Annotated in this window: 18 protein-coding genes; 10 read left to right on the top strand and 8 right to left on the bottom strand. The window is 34.7% G+C overall.

Annotated features, from left to right (window positions below; translation table 11 throughout):
- Positions 1 to 408 precede the first annotated feature (408 nt).
- The 4 genes from I7H67_RS10505 (at position 409) to I7H67_RS10490 (ending at position 4,551) form a co-directional block, all read left to right on the top strand.
- Positions 409 to 873 (top strand): MarR family winged helix-turn-helix transcriptional regulator, encoded by a 465-nt coding sequence (locus tag I7H67_RS10505; protein ID WP_004791909.1) that lies wholly within the window; start codon positions 409 to 411, stop codon positions 871 to 873.
- Positions 874 to 1,053: 180 nt separating this feature from the next.
- Positions 1,054 to 1,269: a hypothetical protein gene (locus I7H67_RS10500; RefSeq protein WP_198307796.1), complete on the top strand. Its 216-nt coding sequence runs from the start codon at positions 1,054 to 1,056 to the stop codon at positions 1,267 to 1,269.
- A gap of 601 nt (positions 1,270 to 1,870) precedes the next feature.
- Positions 1,871 to 3,967: an EAL domain-containing protein gene (locus I7H67_RS10495; protein WP_198307795.1), complete on the top strand. Its 2,097-nt coding sequence runs from the start codon at positions 1,871 to 1,873 to the stop codon at positions 3,965 to 3,967.
- 140 nt (positions 3,968 to 4,107) lie between these two features.
- Positions 4,108 to 4,551, top strand: coding sequence for a universal stress protein (locus I7H67_RS10490; protein ID WP_005046644.1), 444 nt, complete (start codon positions 4,108 to 4,110; stop codon positions 4,549 to 4,551).
- A gap of 56 nt (positions 4,552 to 4,607) precedes the next feature.
- Here I7H67_RS10490 and I7H67_RS10485 read toward each other — a convergent pair whose 3' ends face one another.
- Positions 4,608 to 6,047 (bottom strand): glucose/sorbosone family PQQ-dependent dehydrogenase, encoded by a 1,440-nt coding sequence (locus tag I7H67_RS10485; RefSeq protein ID WP_198307794.1) that lies wholly within the window; start codon positions 6,045 to 6,047, stop codon positions 4,608 to 4,610.
- A 393-nt stretch (positions 6,048 to 6,440) separates the two neighbouring features.
- Here I7H67_RS10485 and I7H67_RS10480 point away from each other — a divergent pair, with 393 nt between their 5' ends.
- Positions 6,441 to 7,073 (top strand): SOS response-associated peptidase family protein, encoded by a 633-nt coding sequence (locus I7H67_RS10480; RefSeq protein ID WP_013197622.1) that lies wholly within the window; start codon positions 6,441 to 6,443, stop codon positions 7,071 to 7,073.
- A gap of 224 nt (positions 7,074 to 7,297) precedes the next feature.
- Complete coding sequence (locus I7H67_RS10475) at positions 7,298 to 8,752, top strand: SulP family inorganic anion transporter (RefSeq protein WP_198307793.1); 1,455 nt, start codon at positions 7,298 to 7,300, stop codon at positions 8,750 to 8,752.
- A gap of 45 nt (positions 8,753 to 8,797) precedes the next feature.
- On the opposite strand, the gene I7H67_RS10470 is transcribed toward I7H67_RS10475, so the two are convergent.
- From I7H67_RS10470 to kynU, 6 genes are all read right to left on the bottom strand, one after another.
- Positions 8,798 to 9,976: a S8 family peptidase gene (locus I7H67_RS10470; protein ID WP_013197620.1), complete on the bottom strand. Its 1,179-nt coding sequence runs from the start codon at positions 9,974 to 9,976 to the stop codon at positions 8,798 to 8,800.
- A gap of 238 nt (positions 9,977 to 10,214) precedes the next feature.
- Positions 10,215 to 10,328 (bottom strand): hypothetical protein, encoded by a 114-nt coding sequence (locus tag I7H67_RS19685; RefSeq protein ID WP_225623321.1) that lies wholly within the window; start codon positions 10,326 to 10,328, stop codon positions 10,215 to 10,217.
- A 193-nt stretch (positions 10,329 to 10,521) separates the two neighbouring features.
- Complete coding sequence (locus tag I7H67_RS10465; RefSeq protein ID WP_198307792.1) at positions 10,522 to 10,806, bottom strand: DUF6527 family protein; 285 nt, start codon at positions 10,804 to 10,806, stop codon at positions 10,522 to 10,524.
- A 556-nt stretch (positions 10,807 to 11,362) separates the two neighbouring features.
- On the bottom strand, positions 11,363 to 12,109 hold the full coding sequence (locus tag I7H67_RS10460) for an alpha/beta hydrolase (RefSeq protein ID WP_198307791.1): 747 nt from the start codon (positions 12,107 to 12,109) through the stop codon (positions 11,363 to 11,365).
- 7 nt (positions 12,110 to 12,116) lie between these two features.
- Complete coding sequence (locus tag I7H67_RS10455; RefSeq protein WP_013197617.1) at positions 12,117 to 13,523, bottom strand: amino acid permease; 1,407 nt, start codon at positions 13,521 to 13,523, stop codon at positions 12,117 to 12,119.
- Between the two features lie 40 nt (positions 13,524 to 13,563).
- On the bottom strand, positions 13,564 to 14,814 hold the full coding sequence (kynU, locus tag I7H67_RS10450; RefSeq protein WP_198307790.1) for a kynureninase: 1,251 nt from the start codon (positions 14,812 to 14,814) through the stop codon (positions 13,564 to 13,566).
- A gap of 147 nt (positions 14,815 to 14,961) precedes the next feature.
- On the opposite strand from kynU, the gene gigD reads away from it, so the two are divergent.
- The gene (gene gigD, locus I7H67_RS10445) at positions 14,962 to 15,411 is read left to right on the top strand and encodes an Lrp/AsnC family transcriptional regulator GigD (protein WP_004791887.1); all 450 of its coding nucleotides are present in this window, start codon (positions 14,962 to 14,964) and stop codon (positions 15,409 to 15,411) included.
- 29 nt (positions 15,412 to 15,440) lie between these two features.
- A complete protein-coding gene (locus I7H67_RS10440) occupies positions 15,441 to 15,980 on the top strand; it encodes a GNAT family N-acetyltransferase (RefSeq protein WP_192835714.1) in 540 nt (179 codons plus the stop codon).
- On the opposite strand, the gene I7H67_RS10435 is transcribed toward I7H67_RS10440, so the two are convergent.
- Positions 15,962 to 16,255 carry a hypothetical protein gene (locus I7H67_RS10435; RefSeq protein ID WP_004791883.1) on the bottom strand — a complete coding sequence of 98 codons (294 nt, stop codon included), beginning with the start codon at positions 16,253 to 16,255 and terminating at the stop codon, positions 15,962 to 15,964. The two genes, I7H67_RS10440 and I7H67_RS10435, sit on opposite strands and share 19 nt — an antisense overlap.
- Before the next feature lie 391 nt (positions 16,256 to 16,646).
- Here I7H67_RS10435 and I7H67_RS10430 point away from each other — a divergent pair, with 391 nt between their 5' ends.
- Both I7H67_RS10430 and I7H67_RS10425 read left to right on the top strand, forming a co-directional pair.
- Positions 16,647 to 17,333 (top strand): HAD-IA family hydrolase, encoded by a 687-nt coding sequence (locus tag I7H67_RS10430; RefSeq protein WP_198307789.1) that lies wholly within the window; start codon positions 16,647 to 16,649, stop codon positions 17,331 to 17,333.
- The gene (locus I7H67_RS10425; RefSeq protein ID WP_005306259.1) at positions 17,317 to 17,745 is read left to right on the top strand and encodes an RNA-binding S4 domain-containing protein; all 429 of its coding nucleotides are present in this window, start codon (positions 17,317 to 17,319) and stop codon (positions 17,743 to 17,745) included. Before I7H67_RS10430 ends, I7H67_RS10425 begins: the two co-directional genes overlap by 17 nt.
- Positions 17,746 to 17,874: the final 129 nt, after the last annotated feature.

Here is a 17,874-nt window from a genome sequence, read left to right as displayed (position 1 = left end):
TTATGACTTTAGAGACAAAAACTATCTCGTTCAATGCCACGTTCAAATCATAATTTTTTTTCTACGATGCGCTTGTAAGCCAATATCGTTCAATTAACGATCAAGCAAGCCTAGATGCAATCTTGTATATCTGTTCAAAGATTTTAAGGAATTAATGGCTATGACTTATCAAGTCACATTAACTTTCAACAAACTTTGACCATAGTAGAAGAGTATTTTTAGTTTATGCAAAGTATAGAGAAACTTATCAATACAAGGTCCTTTAAACCATGTCATTGTTAAATTTAGCTATATAAATTTTGCTCACCAAGTAAAGTCCTGATATAACTTGCTTGATGAAACTATATTTTTCAACTATTAAAGATAGTTCACCAGAAATGCGATCCACCAAGGTATGGGGAAAAGTCAATGACAAAGAAGTATGCGCGTTTTTTACCTACAACAGAATCTTTTACTCTTGAAGATTTTCCATATTATTGGATTACTCAAGTACATGCTCAATATGTACAAAACATTGATAATGCTTTAAAAAAATATGGTTTAGATAACTCACGTCGACGCATTATGTTGGCTTTAAGTAGTAAGCCCCATGCAAGTGTTTCTGAACTTTCAGATATGATTATTTCAAAAATGTCGACAACCACCAAGATTGTTTATCGTTTAAAAGATGAAGGTTTGGTGGAAACTTATTCTTGTCAGACCGATGGTCGAATCACCCGCGTAGTACTTACAGACAAAGGTACTGAAATGATCAATAAGATTAACGATCTAACCAGCGTAGTACTTGAACAATCATTCGAAGGTATCACCCCTCTGCAATTAGAAAAAATGATGGAAAGTTTAAAATTACTTTTAAAGAATCTTTCTCGTTAAAAATAGCATAGATATCTTATTAAGCTCTCTTAGGAGAGCTTTTCTATTTTAATGCCTCGTCTGGGTATTGATAGAAACAACACCTCACATAAAATAAGCAATTAACTTCTCATCTGTTGACTTGAGTCCTTAACTCCAGTAGAAATTCTCTTTCAACAACTGCATAGCAAATTTTTGAAAATGGCTAAAAGAAAATACAAAAGTGACAAGTTTCAAGTGCGTCGTATTAACCGTCAATGGTGGGTACTTGAAAAAGACCTTGAATCAAACTGCTATTTAAAACATGAACGAGTGGCAACAAAAACCTTAGCAAACAACTATGCTGATGATTATATTGAACAATATTATATGAATCTTTATATTCAACAAGAGTTGAAAAAGCCTGAAACTGTATAAAAAAGCCATTTGGCTTTTTTTTATTTTTAATATTTAGAGATTATAAGGTCAAAAATTAAGAATAAAAAAAACCTACATCTTGGGGAAAATGTAGGCTATAAAATGCACAAAAAGGAAATATATATCCTTTTTGATAAAAAGAATTTTACGATAATATAAGCCTTTATTTTATATTACTTTTGTAAACTTAATAGTGGTTATTGTATTTATTCAGACTTTTAAAAACCTCTCCGTCTTTATATATGGTGGTTAAATTTTGGCTTATTAAGATTTTAATCCTCGCAATTTTATCCTTCTCATTTTTATAATTTATTTTCATGGCTTTTATTAAAATAGTTCTGCATAGACAAATATAAGCTTCTGTTTTAATAAGTTTTTTACAAAAATAAGCATAAATCTTTTTTTAACTTAAGACAGATAAAAATTAATAAATAACAAAAACATAAATTAAATATTAAGTATATAATTTATTTAAGATCTCAATTTTAGTTCAAAAAAAAGACAGTTAGAATTTATTTATTACTGTTTTGATTACTACAGAAAGATTACAATAACGACTAATAATTAGATTACCCGCCCATACAATCTTTCTAGGCATGTTATGACTTCAATGTCGAACAACACCCAAAAGCATTTTATTGTTGAGCAAATTCCACTACCAACTTGGGTAAGTGATGAAAATGGCTTGATATTATATTGCAATGTAGAGTGTACAGAATATTGGCAGGATACTTTTTCTCCATTACCTCAGCAATGGTTAGATTTTATATCTCCTGTCGATTTAGACGAAGTCAAAAATAGATGGCTCGAAGCAATTCGCCTGCAAAAAAGAATAGAATTAAAATGCCGACTTTTACAAAGTGGCAATCAATATAGATGGTGTAAACTTTCCATTCAAGCATCTAAATATCGTGGCTCTTCTCTAGCGAGTGAATGGTATGTCAGCTTTTTAGATATTGATCACGATATTCAAGAGCAACAAAACCTGCAAAAGAATATTGAAATACAAAATCAAATGTTAGACATCAGTGTAGATTGCATTAAAGTATTGAATGTAGACGGCACAGTTTCTCATATGAATAAATCAGGATGCCTCGCTTTAGGTGTTCCTGTTGATGAAACAAAATTTGGAATGAAATGGCTTGAGCTATTGCCACCTCATATTCGTAAACGTGGACGTGTCGCTTTAAAAAAAGCCCTTCAAGGCAAAGTTGCCAGATTCGCTGGAATGAGTTGTTTACCAGATCAGGACCCCGAATATTGGGATAATATGTTGACCCCGATTCATCGGGACAATGGTGAAATCATACAAATACTGTGTGTATCCCGTAACGTCACTCAACAGCATCTGACAGAAAATCAACTTAGAAATATGAGTGAAAGAGATGAGCTGACCGGATTATGTAATCGGCGTTCATTTAAATTTCAGCTTAAACGGACCCTCGCATATTCAAAAGACAGCCAAACAAGTGTGGGTTTACTATTAATTGACCTTGATCATTTTAAGCATATTAATGACACATTAGGGCATAGCGCAGGCGATCATCTTTTAAAAGTTTTGTCCAAACGGTTTAGTCATTGTGTTGATGATGAAAGATGCTTTGTCGCAAGGCTGGGTGGAGATGAATTTGCGGTTATTATTAATAACCTTAAATCTGAAAGTGATGTGCGTGACCTAGCCGCAATCTTACTTCAGCAGCTAAATCAACCTATTACTTATTTAGGCAATGTTCTAAATGGTGGTATGAGTATTGGTTGTGCAATTTATCCTCAAGATGCCGTCGACCAATCTGGTTTACTCAGTTGTGCAGATATGGCATTGCATGACTTAAAAGCACGTGGTCGTGGTGGTATTCGCATGTATGACCCATGCATGATGCAAATGACCGAAACAGTCGCTTCTCAGCTTAATTTAGCACGTCAGCTTATTCGTCATCATACAATCCAACCCTACTATCAACCTAAAGTAGATTTAAAAACTCATCGTGTTGTAGGTTTTGAGGCTTTATTGCGATGGCATACAACTTCCGCTCAAAAGGGTTATCCGTCACAAATTGCAGAGGCTTTTAAAGATTATAATTTAGCGAGTAAAATCGGTGAAACGATGCAACATCAAGTTTTACGGGACATCGCAAAATGGATAGATCTTGGTATTAAACCCCTTCCTGTTTCACTCAATGCTGCTCCTGTTGAGTTTTTAAGAGACAACTATGCTGAACGGCTTTTGAAAAAGATCAATCAATTTCAAATTCCAACACATTATATTGAAGTAGAAGTCACTGAACATATGTTGGGCGATCGAGGTTCAGAGTATGTGATCCGTGCACTTAATAAATTAAAACAGCATGGCGTACATATTGCTCTAGATGACTTTGGTACAGGTTTTTCATCACTCACCCATATTCGAGACTATCCAATTGATAGTTTGAAAGTAGACTGTAGTTTTATACAAAAGATGCAACATGACCCATCAATTTATGCGATTGTTCAAGCAATTGGGCTACTCGCTCCAAATTTATCACTGGGGCTTATTGCAGAAGGAATTGAAACCCCTGAACAAGAAGAACTACTTCGACAATTTGGATATAGTATAGGCCAAGGATTTTTATTTGAATCTGCTATAGATGCTAATCAAGTCATTTCAATACTTAAACAGAATCAACCTTACTTAGAAAGTCATTATCACGCTTTAAGATAAAATTTTTAATAAAATCTCTTACTTTTCTCCATACTAAAAATAAACAATAATCTTTCAAAAATTGTTCATAATATAAGCATAAAGATAATAAATCGGTGTTTTGGCACCATACATTGTCACAGGACAATAAGGAGCAATATATGAGTTATCACCATATCTTGGTTCCAGTCGATGGTTCTCCTACCTCACTCATTGCTGTCAATCATGCAGCAGCACTTGCTAAGGCCTTTGGTAGTAAAGTGACTCTAGTATATGCGCTTACTATAGATCCTTTTATTTCTGTAGAATTCATTGATAGTACAGAATTAGCACAGGATTACTTTAATAAAGCTAGAGCATCTATTCAGGGTATTTTAGACCAAGCGAAAGAACAATTTAGCCAACATGGAATTTCTGTTGAAACAAAAATTGTTGAGGGTCAAACAATTCATACAGAAATTATTAAAGCCGCTACTGAACTCAAAGCAGACCTATTAGTGATTGGTTCTCATGGTCGAAAAGGGTTTAAAAAGTTCTTCTTAGGAAGTGTGACTCAAGCTCTTTTAGGAGAAATTCATTTACCGGTATTAGTCGTAACTGAATAATTTTTCTTAAGTTAAAAAAACCGATCTTATGTAGATCGGTTTTTTAATGGCCTGTATTACTGAGCTTTATATGTAAATTTAATCAAAGACCCCGGGTTTTCTAATGTATTCGTTACAGAACCATCATCTTTTTGGACATTTCCGGCAGTATCAGTCAACACGTATAAAACATTTCCATCTGGACTTGCAATCACGTCACGATAACGGTTGTTGCTCTTAAACATTGGTACCGCATCATCATAAGTCGCACTATACGTTGGATCTAACTTAATACGGAAAATAACACCGCGTTTTAAAGATGGAACCAACAACGTATTTTCCCAACCAGCAATTGCTTTTTTGCCACCCTTATAGACGTAAGCAGATGACGGCGCAACGGTTGGCCAGCAAATGTAGGTCATATTCCCACAAGTTGGGTCATTATAGTTGTAGGTATCCTGTACGGTATATAAAGTTTTTAACGGCGGTACAAAGTTTTTACCAGTCCATTCAGATTCTTTCGTCACAGGTACACCTGCAGCTACTTTTACTCCGTTTTGCCCTAAATCTTTAATTTGTGACTTATTGGTTGCTGCCGAATAATTTGCATAGGCATAACCACTGTCATCTTTATAACCCGCTACATTTGGCCAACCATAGTTACCACCTTTAACTATGAGGTTAATTTCATCGTCAGAGTTTGGACCTTGTTCAGATTGCAACAATTTACCATTTGGAGTAAATGCTAAACCCTGTGGATTACGGTGTCCGAGCGTATAAATATGGCTAACCACCCCATTAAAACTTGGATTATCTTTTGGAATACTTCCATCAAGATTTAAGCGTAGTACTTTACCCATATAGGTATGATAGTCTTTGCCATTCAACTCTTGTTGAGTCGGCGTATGTTGTGCCTGATTTGGCAAGAATAAATAAGCAAGCTGGTTACGCCCTTGGTCGCCAATCGTATAGTAAATCTTTTGGTCTGGACCAATGACAAGACGACCTGATTGATGGTCTTTCGATGAAGGTAACCCTGCTAATAAATCGACTGGCTTCTCAAGAGTATCAGTTGACTTGTTATAGGTATATCGACGAATAATCGTTTGATTCGGTAGTTCTTTATCTGTAGATTTCGGATTTTTAAATGTACCCGAAATGTAGATATAAGGATTATTTTTAAAATCAGGATGGAAAGCAAAGCCTAATAAACCATTTTGTCCATCAGCATCATTTACAATCTCAGGCACCTGAAAAACTGTTTTTACACTGCCCGACTCCGGATTCACTCTTAGAATCTTACCTGTTGCGCGCTCTGTTAACCAAATTTGATTATCAGGTCCCCACAACAAAGCATGTGGCTTATTTAAATTAGATAGAATAACTTTCTTGTCAAAGTTTTCTGATTTCGCTTTAGCAAATTGAGATGGAGTTAGAGGAATATCAGCAAATGCTGAGAGTGTAACTAGCTGAGCAGCGCCTAATAAAGCAATTTTAGCCAATAAATGTTTATTCATGTGTCCACCTTATAAATTGTCAAAATTTTCCGAGAATTTTTAAACCTCTAATAAAGGGTTTGTAAGAGTTCTCTATATGATTTGTATTATGATGAATAACGAATCTATTAAAATCTAAATTTCTGAAAGGCTCTGTTGCATAAAAGTAGCTATTAAAACTGAATAAACTCTCTTTAAGATGAGCAACTTAACTATACGATTTATCTATTCAATTCATTTTATATCTGAAACTTTTTTGAAATGGCCATTATTTAAATAAATATTTATTAACGAAGTAATTGATAGTTAAAAATTAATACTCAAAGAGACAATTCTAATTATAAAAATATACATCACTAAAGATTAAAAGTTAGAAGCTGTAATTGAGAGCTATTTTTGCAATGAAGGTGTCTTATGTGTGCAAACTTTAAACCTATTAAGAAAACACATGCCAATCAATTAAACTTATTTGAACCCACTTTTGAATATAAGATGGATATTTTTCCAAGTGATGATTGCCCACTCATTTTATCGAATGAAAATGAGCTTGAGTGGAGAAAAGCTAAATTTGGAATGCTTCCCCCTTATGCCAAAGAAATTGCTTTCAAATACGCAACGTATAATGCCAGAACAGAGACAGTACAACAAAAGCGCTCTTTTAAACATGCTTGGTTAAATGACCAATTTGCGCTTATTCCTGTTGAAGCCATTTATGAACCTAAATATATCAATGGAAAAGCGCATTGGTATGGTATTTTCCGGCAAGATGAGCAACCTTTTACACTGGCTGCGATCTTTGAAGAAACACTTATTGATGAACAGAAAGTTAGATCAATGTCGCTATTAACAATCAATGCTGATCATCACCCTTTTATGAAACAATTTCATAAACCAGATGATGAAAAACGCTCAGTTATTGTAATACCAGATGATCTTAGAAATGATTGGCTCAACTGCACTCATTCTGAAGCAAAAGATTTTTTCTTAGATATGCCTGCGAATGAATTTACCTCAATGCCGAAAGCTGAAATGAAGAATTATGATTAAATTGGTTTAGTCGACTTAGGTTAGTCAGCCTTAAAAACTTATGCTATTCTTCGGGCACTTTTAGATGCCTCAAACTATCTATACCTATGACACTTACGCCACCTTAAGTTTATTTACCCTTTCCATTGTAAATAACTCATCACTGTTTAGTGATGTGGTGTAGTCGCTTGTGTTGGTATATCACATCACTAGCCTTTCAAAATTTAGAACTTAGGCTATTTCTCATGTTATCGAATTTCCGAGAACAATGGTTCTCTAATGTCCGCGCAGATATTCTTTCCGGTCTTGTTGTGGGTCTTGCTTTAATTCCAGAAGCAATTGCATTTTCAATTATTGCAGGCGTAGATCCTAAAGTCGGTTTATATGCATCCTTTTGTATTGCCGTTATTATTTCTTTCGTAGGTGGTCGTCCCGCTATGATTTCGGCGGCTACAGGTGCAATGGCTTTGGTTATGACAACGCTCGTAAAGGACCATGGGCTTCAATACTTATTTGCAGCAACTATTTTAACCGGTGTCATACAAATTTTAGCTGGATATTTCAAACTCGCCAAACTCATGCGTTTTGTTTCTAAATCGGTGGTTATTGGATTCGTTAATGCCCTCGCCATACTCATCTTTATGGCTCAATTACCAGAATTGGTAAATGTGACATGGTATGTCTACTTATTAGTAGCAATCGGCTTAGGAATTATTTATCTATTCCCCTATATTCCAAAAATTGGAAAGTTCTTTCCCTCACCTCTTATTTGTATTGTAGTGGTCACATTACTCGCTATTTTTTTAGGTTTTGACGTTCGAACAGTGGGTGATATGGGATCATTACCAGATACTTTACCTATATTTCTAATTCCGAATATTCCTTTAAATTTAGAAACCCTCCTTATTATTCTTCCATATTCTTTAGCCCTTGCCGCGGTTGGCTTACTTGAATCAATGATGACTGCAACAATCGTTGATGAAATGACAGATACATCTAGTGATAAATTTCAAGAATGTAAAGGTCAAGGTATCGCAAATATTGCTTCAGGTTTTATGGGCGGCATGGCAGGTTGTGCCATGATTGGTCAATCAATGATTAATGTAAAATCGGGTGGCCGCACACGTTTATCCACTTTCTGCGCAGGCATATTCTTACTTATTTTAGTTGTATTTTTAAGTGGTTGGTTAAAAGTGATTCCCATGGCTGCTCTGGTTGCGGTCATGATTATGGTATCGATCAGTACTTTTGAATGGAACTCTCTGACTCAATTTAAAAATAATCCTAAAAGTAGTAATGTCGTTATGATCGCTACCGTTATTGTAGTAGTTGCTACCCATAATTTAGCGCTAGGTGTGTTAACTGGTGTATTACTTTCAGCACTTTTCTTAGCAAATAAACTTGAAAATGATATTCGTATAGAAACTTCATTCGAGAATCGAGCTCGTCTATATGAATTAAGAGGTCAAATATTTTTCAGTTCATCTGAAAAATTTATGCAAAGCTTTAACTTTAAAGAAGAAATTAAAGAAGTCATTATTGATCTTACTCACTCTCATATTTGGGATGTGACTTCAGTTGCCATGCTAGATTCAGTAGTAAATAAATTTCAAAAGAACGGTATTCAGGTAACGGTCCGCGGTTTAAATGAAGCCAGTTCAATCATGATTGATAAATATGGTACTCATGCAAAAATCTAAAAAAGGTCCTTCGGGACCTTTTCCAATTTCAAGACATACTTCTTATTAAGGTGATTTATATAACAATCGATTTGGGCTACCAGAAGGATTTTTTACCACATTACTACTTGCTTGATTTAACAGATTAGTTGAGATTATCTGAGGTGTTGCTGTAGGTGTACTTTGCAACATTTCAGCTACGACACCAACAACATGTGGAGTAGCCATTGAAGTTCCATTTAAAACTTTAGTTGCGGTATTACTCCCAATCCATGAAGAATTGATCTGGCTTCCTGGCGCAAAAATATCAACGCAGCTTCCATAATTAGAATAACTCGCTCGTGTATCAGTATCATCTGTAGCAGCGACAGTGATTGCTTTACTCACTCTTGCTGGAGAAGAACTACATGCATCTGCATTAGAATTTCCTGCAGCGACAACCATCACATAACCGTTATTAAATAAGTTTTCTACTGCGCTATCTAAGGATGTGTTCGCATCACCGCCTAAAGACATATTCACCACAGCTGGCTTTTTACCATTTTTTAATATCCAATCTAACCCCGCAATCACGTTACTCGAAGCACCAGACCCATCACATCCTAAAATTCGTATTGGTACTAAACTTACGTTCTTAGCAACACCATAAGTACTGCCACCAACCGTTCCTGCTACATGAGTACCATGCCCATTACAATCCGTTGTACCATTTCCATCAGAGATCGCGGTATAGCCACTTAATACTCGTCCAGAGAACTGTTGATGTGTAGATAATATTCCGGTATCAACAATATAAGCTGTTGTGCCCGAGCCTGTTTGTAAATATGAATAAGCTGAATTTAAAGGTAAGGTTTTCTGATCAATACGATCTAAACCCCAATCTGGATTGCTTTGTGTAGTTACATCAATTTTCATGACTGTGTCATTTTCTACTGAAAGAACTTTAGGATTTTTTTTCATGGCTTCAACAAAAGCACTACCCGCAACATCGGGTAAATAAATTGCAAATCCCTTAAGTACAGTATCATAAGTCTGTAATATCTTTCCCCCATGTTGTTTAGCAATACTTTGTGCAAAATCATTAGAAGGACCAACATCCTTATTGAGAATAACAATATATTGGTTTTTAATAATTCCTTTAGCTTCCAAAGAAGTTGGTACAGAATTTGTTGTAGCAGGTGCTGCATAGACTAGATTGACGGCGGCCATTGATAAGAAAGCAGCCGATATTTGGCAAAATTTCATAAAAAATCTCCATATTTTTTACTTCAGACATCGTTGTTATGATCAGTACAGTCTTTATATTTAGAGGTTAAAATTTTTTAGAAAGGAATTTTTATTATATTCTCCATCTATTATAACCAAGTCATATTTTCATAAAACTTGGGCCTATACAATACTCTTATCTTTTTCTATTAAAAGTGAGAACCAATTCAAATAAATTAAAAAATCAAAAGTTATTTTACTCTATTGATAATTTAGATTAGCTGGGATGTATGATGTAAAAATATATAATCATTAAAAATAATATAAATGTAGAAATAATGAGATATGTTCCAATGGTGTTAAAACTTCTTAAAAATTTCCAGATATCCATAAATAAAATATAAAACAGTAAGTTATATAAATTTTTGCAAATTTCAATCCTAGCTTCAACCAAAATAAATTTACAATTTCTTTAACTATACATATTCAGTATTAAATATGTAAAGATATATTACTCAAGTCTCTATTACTTACCGATTCTATAAATTTTTAAATGATCTTAAATATATAGACAAACACTAAAATTAATAAAACCTATCATTTTTTAATTTTAGTTCTGGCAACTCAACCGTACATCCTGCTAAATTATGTCTACAGTTAGCACTATATTCAATAAAGCCACCTTTAATAAAGTAATTACAATGACCATACATAATTATGAGCTGATCAAAAGTTGGTTTTTCCAAATTATTATTAAAAGTCCATTGGTTACCATTAGAAAAAGGATAAAGTACAGGAATATAGTGAAGATACCCGCAACCTGGACACATATGTTTATACATGCCACCTTCAAAATATTGTACTTTCATAAAGGCTCCTTTATAAATAAAAAAACCAACTCATGAGAGCCGACTAAATCAATTACTTTCAAATGCTATATATTATTTAATTATTCTTATAGCTTTTATTTTCTTATAATTTATCAAGCCTATATGACAAATTCATGAATGATAAGTCAGCTTATATTTTAATTAATCTACTTATTAAATGATAATTCGAGTTAAATCATGAAAAAACCCTAGTTTATTTCTTATTTATGACAGGTCTATCTTATTCATTCATATTAATCTTTGGATAAATATTATAGCTATATCACCCTTTATCTTATTGTTTTTAAAAGTCAAATAAAAAAGTCCGCATCTTGGGAAGCTACGGACTTAAAAACTCAACTAAACAACAGCTAAACAATTTATTGTCTAGTGAGAAAGCACTATCTTTTTAATCTAATTAAGTTCCACTGTTAGGTCAACAACAATAAATAATTTCTATAAAAAAACAGGTTAAGATGTGATTCACCTCACACTTTATCTGTCTATAAAATTAATTACTCATACAATCACATTGCATATATTTTAATTCGACTGCTTAAACTAATATCGACTTAAAATAGTGTTCTAAAATAGAATAATGATTAACTTTAGGAATAAGCTTAAAAGAAACAAAATCCTGATCTTGCTCTTTTTTAATATCAAAATAATTTTGGCTTTGCCATTTCAACTTTTCGAGCTCAAGTTCACCACAGAAAATTGAACATGGAATAGTGACTCGATCACTGTGATGAACAGGACTATATTTTAAGATATCTTCGCTTGAAAGATTGAGAGCATGGTTTAAATGAGTGCTTTGTATAGGCCTTAAGTCATAAATTCCACTTAACAACACCATCTCAGATATGAATGGTTGGCCTAATGACAAAGCAGCCAGGTGCGCCCCTGCTGAATGCCCCACCAAAACTACCTCATTAGTTTTCCAGTCTTGCTCTCGAATAAAATCGAGAGCTTGATTAACTTGAGAAACAATATCTGAAATTTTGCTTTGTGGTGCCAAATCATATTCTAAAAGAACACACTGGGCTCCTTTTGCTAGAACATACGGTACGATGAATCCAAAATCTGATTTATCACACCATTGCCAATAGCCACCATGAATAAAAATAACAGTCTTTTTGGCTTGCTCTAATGGGAATAAATCTAAAGTTGATCTTGGGTGCGGACCATATTGAATATCTGCAATATGAATAAACTCTTGGTAGCTCAGTAAACTTGTCCGTTGAAATTCTGCCAATATCTCATGTTCATTAGCCACGGTTCTAGCATTGTCATAGGGTCTCATAGGTCTCTCACTTCAACGATTCTTCATGAGCATTTAAAGCAAGCTTGGCTGATGACCGTTTTAAATAATAGAAAACAGTAAGCACAACAACTAATGGAACTCCAAATTGTAAAGTTGACTTGAATTCATTGGTAAACCATGTGGTGACTGTGATACTTAAAATTGCGATTAACCCCAACAGTGAAATTAACTGGCTTGCTGGAACCTTAAACTTTAATTGCTGGCCTTTTCGTGCCATGTGCCTTCTGAAACACATATGGGTAACAAAAATACTGCCCCAAGTGAACAGTGCACCAAACATAGATAAAGCAATCATGATCGGGAATGCCGAACTCGGATTAATGGTATAAACAATACTCGCGATCCCAATACCCACTGCTGACAATAGCAACGCGTTGATTGGTACGCCATTATGACTAATACGACCAAATAGTTTTGGTGCATCACCTGCGCGTGACAAGCTAAATAGCATACGTGTCGAGATATACAACATACTATTCATGGCGGATAAGGCCGCGACAATTACAATAAAATTTAAAATACTGTCCGCATATGGAATACCTACAATTTTCATTACCATCACAAAAGGGCTAGTCGCATCGGCTCCAATTAAAGTTGTCCAAGGAACAAGTGCCACAATGAGAAATAAAGACAGTAGATAAAATAGTATTAAGCGAATTGCAGTACTTTTAAACGCTTTCTTAACGGCTCTTTCCGGATCTTTAGCCTCACCAGCCGCAACAGCGATCATTTCAATACTTAAATAACTAAATATTGAAATAATTACCCCGATCCAGACCCCACTAAAACCATGAGGAAAAAAGCCACCATGCTCGGTTAAATTAGAGAGAACCTGTTCTGTTCCTCCATGACTTTGGGTCAGAATACCAATTGCTAAAAGAATAAATACAATAATTGCAAAGACTTTTATGGTCGAAAACCAATATTCAACCAAACCAAAAGCTTTAACACTATATGCATTAACCACAAGCAAAGTCAGCGAGAAAAAAGCGATCCAGACCCAAGAGCCTACATCTGGAAACCATAATTTCATATAGTTAGCTACTGCTGTAATTTCTGTACCGACCGCTAATACAATACATGCCCAATAGCAATAACGGACTAAAAACCCAGCAAGAGGACTTACATAATGCTCAGCATATGCTCCAAATGAGCCTGACGTAGGATGCTGAACTGTCATCTCAGCCAAACAAGCCATAATAGCAAATGCGATTAAACCACCAATAGCATAGCTCACGATGACAGCTGGCCCAGCAAAGCTAATTGCAAACTTGCTTCCCATGAACAGCCCTGTACCAATCGCTCCACCAATTGCAATCATTCCCATCTGTTTTGCGGATAATTTCTTATGTAAACCCGCTTCTCGATTTTGTATTTCATCAAAACTGCTCATAGGCCCTCCTAGCCATTCTTCTGATATTAACCTTTAACGATCAGGTCACTTCACTACGTACCAGATAACGCTCATTTTTCCATTCACTATTCAACATAATCTGCTTAAGTTGCTGTACGGCATTCCAAATATCTTCGAAACCTAAATATAGAGGTGTAATTCCAAAACGTAATACTTCCGGCTCTCGGTAATCCCCAATCACACCACGAGCAATAAGCGCCTGAATAATTTCATAACCAAACTCATGTCTATAACTGACATGACTGCCACGATAGTTATGGTTTAAAGGTGTGATCAATTCAAAACCAAACTGAGGACATTCTTGTTGAACAAGTTGAATAAACAAATCAGTTAATTTGAGGGATTTCTCGCGTATTTGTTGCATATCAGCTTGTAAGAAAATATCGATACCACATTCGATTAGACTCATCGAAATGATAGGTTGTGTTCCACACAAATAACGACGAATACTGTTAGCTGGTTCATAGTGCTGAGCCATATCAAATGGTTTTTTGTGCCCCCACCAGCCTGATAAAGGTTGCCAGAACTGATCACGATGCTTCCGATTTACCCATAACAGCGCTGGAGAACCTGGGCCGCCGTTTAAGTATTTGTAAGTACAACCAATCGCAAAATCACTGTTGCTCTGATTAAGATCCATAGGCACCGCACCAACCGAGTGACATAAATCCCAAATAATCAAAGCATCTTTAGCGTGAATTTGTTGATTAATAGACTCCATATCATAGAAATATCCAGTCCGATAATTCACATGAGAAAGAACAACGACAGCCACATCTTTTACTAAAACACGAGATAAATCATCGGCCCCATCAATCAATTCAACTTGATAACCTTGATTAATCAAGTCTATAAAGCCTTCAATAATATAAATATCGGTTGGGAAGGCATCTTTTTCTGCAACAATAATTTTACGTTCCGGAAATTTTTCGGCTTGAATTTTTACCGCTGCGGATAAAACTTTAAATAAATTTAAGGTGGTTGAATCTGAAATAACCACTTCCCCTTTTTCGGCACCGATAAGCTGTGCAACTTTATCTCCGAGCCTAGTCGGTAGCCCCCACCAATCTGCTTTATTCCAACTATTAATGAGGTCCTCGCCCCACTCTTTTGAAATAATATGCTGAGCAACCTCTAATGATTTCTTTGGTCTTGCACCTAAAGAATTACCATCTAAATAAATGACATTTTTTGGCAGTGCAAATTCATCTTTAAACTTTTTGAGTTCATCATCCTGATCCCAATAGAGGCATTGTTCGCAAGTAATCATTTGTTATTTCACCTATTTTCAACATTTCCTTTGTATTTGAATTTTATCACGCCAATTCTTTCGATTTATTCGATAATATTTGATTAAAATTTGCTATTTTCGTATAAAATTCGAATTAAAATTAAAAAACATGGATGAAATTCGAAAATGAATGTGGATGCAATCGACCTAAAAATCCTAAAGTATTTACAAGATAATGCTCGGTTAAGTAACCAAGAACTGGCCGATCTCGTTAACCTTTCGGCTTCAGCTTGTCATCGGCGTGTTAAAATTTTAGAAAGCAATGGTGTAATTGAAAAATATCAAGCGAAAGTTAATTATGAAAAACTAGGCATAAAAATTGAGGCAATCGTCGAAATAAAACTTGCCCAGCTAACAGAAAATGATCACAACTTCTTTTTAAGTCAGATCAAAAATTTTGATGAAGTCATTAATGCATATATTATTACTGGTGAATCTAATTATGTTTTACACGTTGCGACCAAAGATTTGAGTTCCTTTTCTCATTTCGTCATTAACACCTTAAATAAAATAAAAGGTGTAGTGAGCATCAATTCCAAGATCATTTTACAGAAGATTGTGCAAAAACCACTTTAACTTCTCATTTTCAATTAAAGAGCCATCTCATGATCGAAACAAAACGTTTAATTTTAAGACAATGGAAAGAAAGTGATTTTGAGTCTTTTATAACAATGGGCTTAGATCAAGATGTTATGCAATTTTTCCCAAATCTCTTAACACCCCAAGAAAGCCTTAATTTAATCGAAAAAATTTCATCTCTCATTCATGAAAATGGTTGGGGCTTTTGGGCAGTAGAATTAAAAGAAACCCATCAATTTATCGGGTTTATTGGTTTACACAGCCAACCTGAACAATTTGACTTCTCTCCATGTGTGGAAATTGGATGGCGACTTGCAAAAGAATTTTGGAAACAAGGTTATGCAACAGAAGGAGCAAAAGCAGTTTTAGATTATGGTTTTAATATACTGAATTTAGATAAAATCGTTTCATTTACTGCTACGATTAATACACCCTCTCAAGCTGTCATGGAAAGACTGGGAATGCAAAAAGTTAAAAACTTCGAACATCCTAAAGTTCCTCTTCATCACGAATTAAGAGAACATGTGCTATATGAAATTACGAATGTTTACTCATCAAAATCATAGCCGACAGAGGTTGAACATTCCCAATATTCATTAAGTTTATCTGCTATTTCTTCTTTTTCCATAGTGGTAAGGACATAAAAAAGTTTAGCCTCTTTATTCTTTCTTAGAATTAATAAATTGTAATAATCATACTCAGGTCCATTCAGCCCCAAGGTAAGTTGTGACTCACAATGTTTTTCTGCTTTGTAGTGCCACTCAAGTTTATAAGTATCAAGGCCATCGGCAGCATTGATTACGATACCGTCATTGGTTCCACCAATAAATCCAATTTTCATTGCTTTCTCTAAGTTCTTATAGGAATAATTTTAAATATAACTTTAAATAAGTATCCTTCAATTTATAAAATGTTTGTCAATACGTATCCTATGTAAGCAAATTTAATCCTACGTGCTAAAACCTTAAATAAATTTTAAATTTAAGGGAGAGATTTTCTACTAAAACTATCTCATTACTATTTTTTGTTTTACCAAATTCCACGTTATAATTTCAAACCATTGATCTCTCCTATCCATCCTATGAAGCTATGTAAATTTTAGAAAATTATTGGATGGAGCTTTAAATTAGTTTGAGTATTTATAAGTTTATTTAATTTATGATTTTAAAAGGTTATATGGTAGATGTGTTTTAAAAATTTTGATTTAAATGATTTTGGAGATCTTTAAAAAAATGTCTAAAATCATAATGTTTGACATGGACGGAACACTCTTAGATCTCGCTTTTGATGATTTCATATGGAATGAATGTCTTCCTGAGCGACATTCAAAAATACATCAACTTCCCCTCTCCGAGAGCAAAGAAAAGCTATATCAATTTTATCAATCACATCGCCATACGCTTGTTTGGTATTCATCAACCTATTGGACTAAAACTGTAGGCGTTGATGTACTCAAATTACAACAAGAATTTCAATCTAAGATTCAAGCTCGTTCTGGCTGTATTGAGCTTTTGCAACAACTTAAACAGCAAGGATACACGTGTTGGTTAGTTACAAATGCTGACCGCGCAAGCTTACGCTTAAAACTAGATAATATTGCAATTGAACATTTCTTTGATGTGATTATATCAAGCGAACAAGTGGGTTATGCCAAAGAAAATATTAATTTTTGGCAAAAACTCCAAAAATTACATCCATTCAATCCAGATGAAACGATTTTTATTGATGATACGGCTCCAGTATTAAAAACTGCAGAAAAATTTGGTATTCAACACTTGTTTACTATCTCGCAGCCCTCAAGTCTAAAGGATATAAAACAGCATCAAGATTTAGAATTTAAAGCACTAGATCGGCTTACTGAATTGCTGTCTATATTGAATGAAATTGATAGAAAGGATAATGATGTCAAAATTGCCTGAAAACGATGCTGTAGAGACCATGCGTGTCGACAAATGGTTATGGGTTGCTCGTTTTTTTAAAACTCGTTCAATTGCTAAAGGAGCGATTGAAGGAGGTAAAGTACATCACAATAATGAGCGTGTAAAAGTTTCCAAAGAAATTCGAGTTGGAATGGAACTTGTTATTCAGCAAGGGTTTGATAAGAAAACTGTTGTGATAAAAGCTCTTTCGAACACACGTGGTCCAGCTCCCATCGCACAGCAACTTTATGAAGAAACCGAAGTAAGTATTGCTAGACGGGAGTTGATTGCATCCCAACGAAAATTGCATAATCTAGCTCGACCTGACCATAGACCGGGTAAAAAGGATCGTCGTCAAATTATTCGATTTAAACAGGAGAATGATCAAAATTGGTCATACGGTGATGAATAAAAACGTCGAGTTGTGTCGCACACACACATACAACACATAGAAGCTATAGAAAAAATCTGTCACTATTACCCTAGTGAAACAAGTTGAGATTCAATGCATCCACTTGGGTTAAACGTGATGAACATAGAG

Source organism: Acinetobacter sp. ACIN00229 (assembly GCF_016106645.1).
GTDB classification, from domain to species: Bacteria; Pseudomonadota; Gammaproteobacteria; order Pseudomonadales; family Moraxellaceae; genus Acinetobacter; species Acinetobacter oleivorans.
The sequence above is the reverse complement of the archived record's forward strand: the minus strand, read 5'-3'. Positions and strand labels throughout refer to the sequence as shown.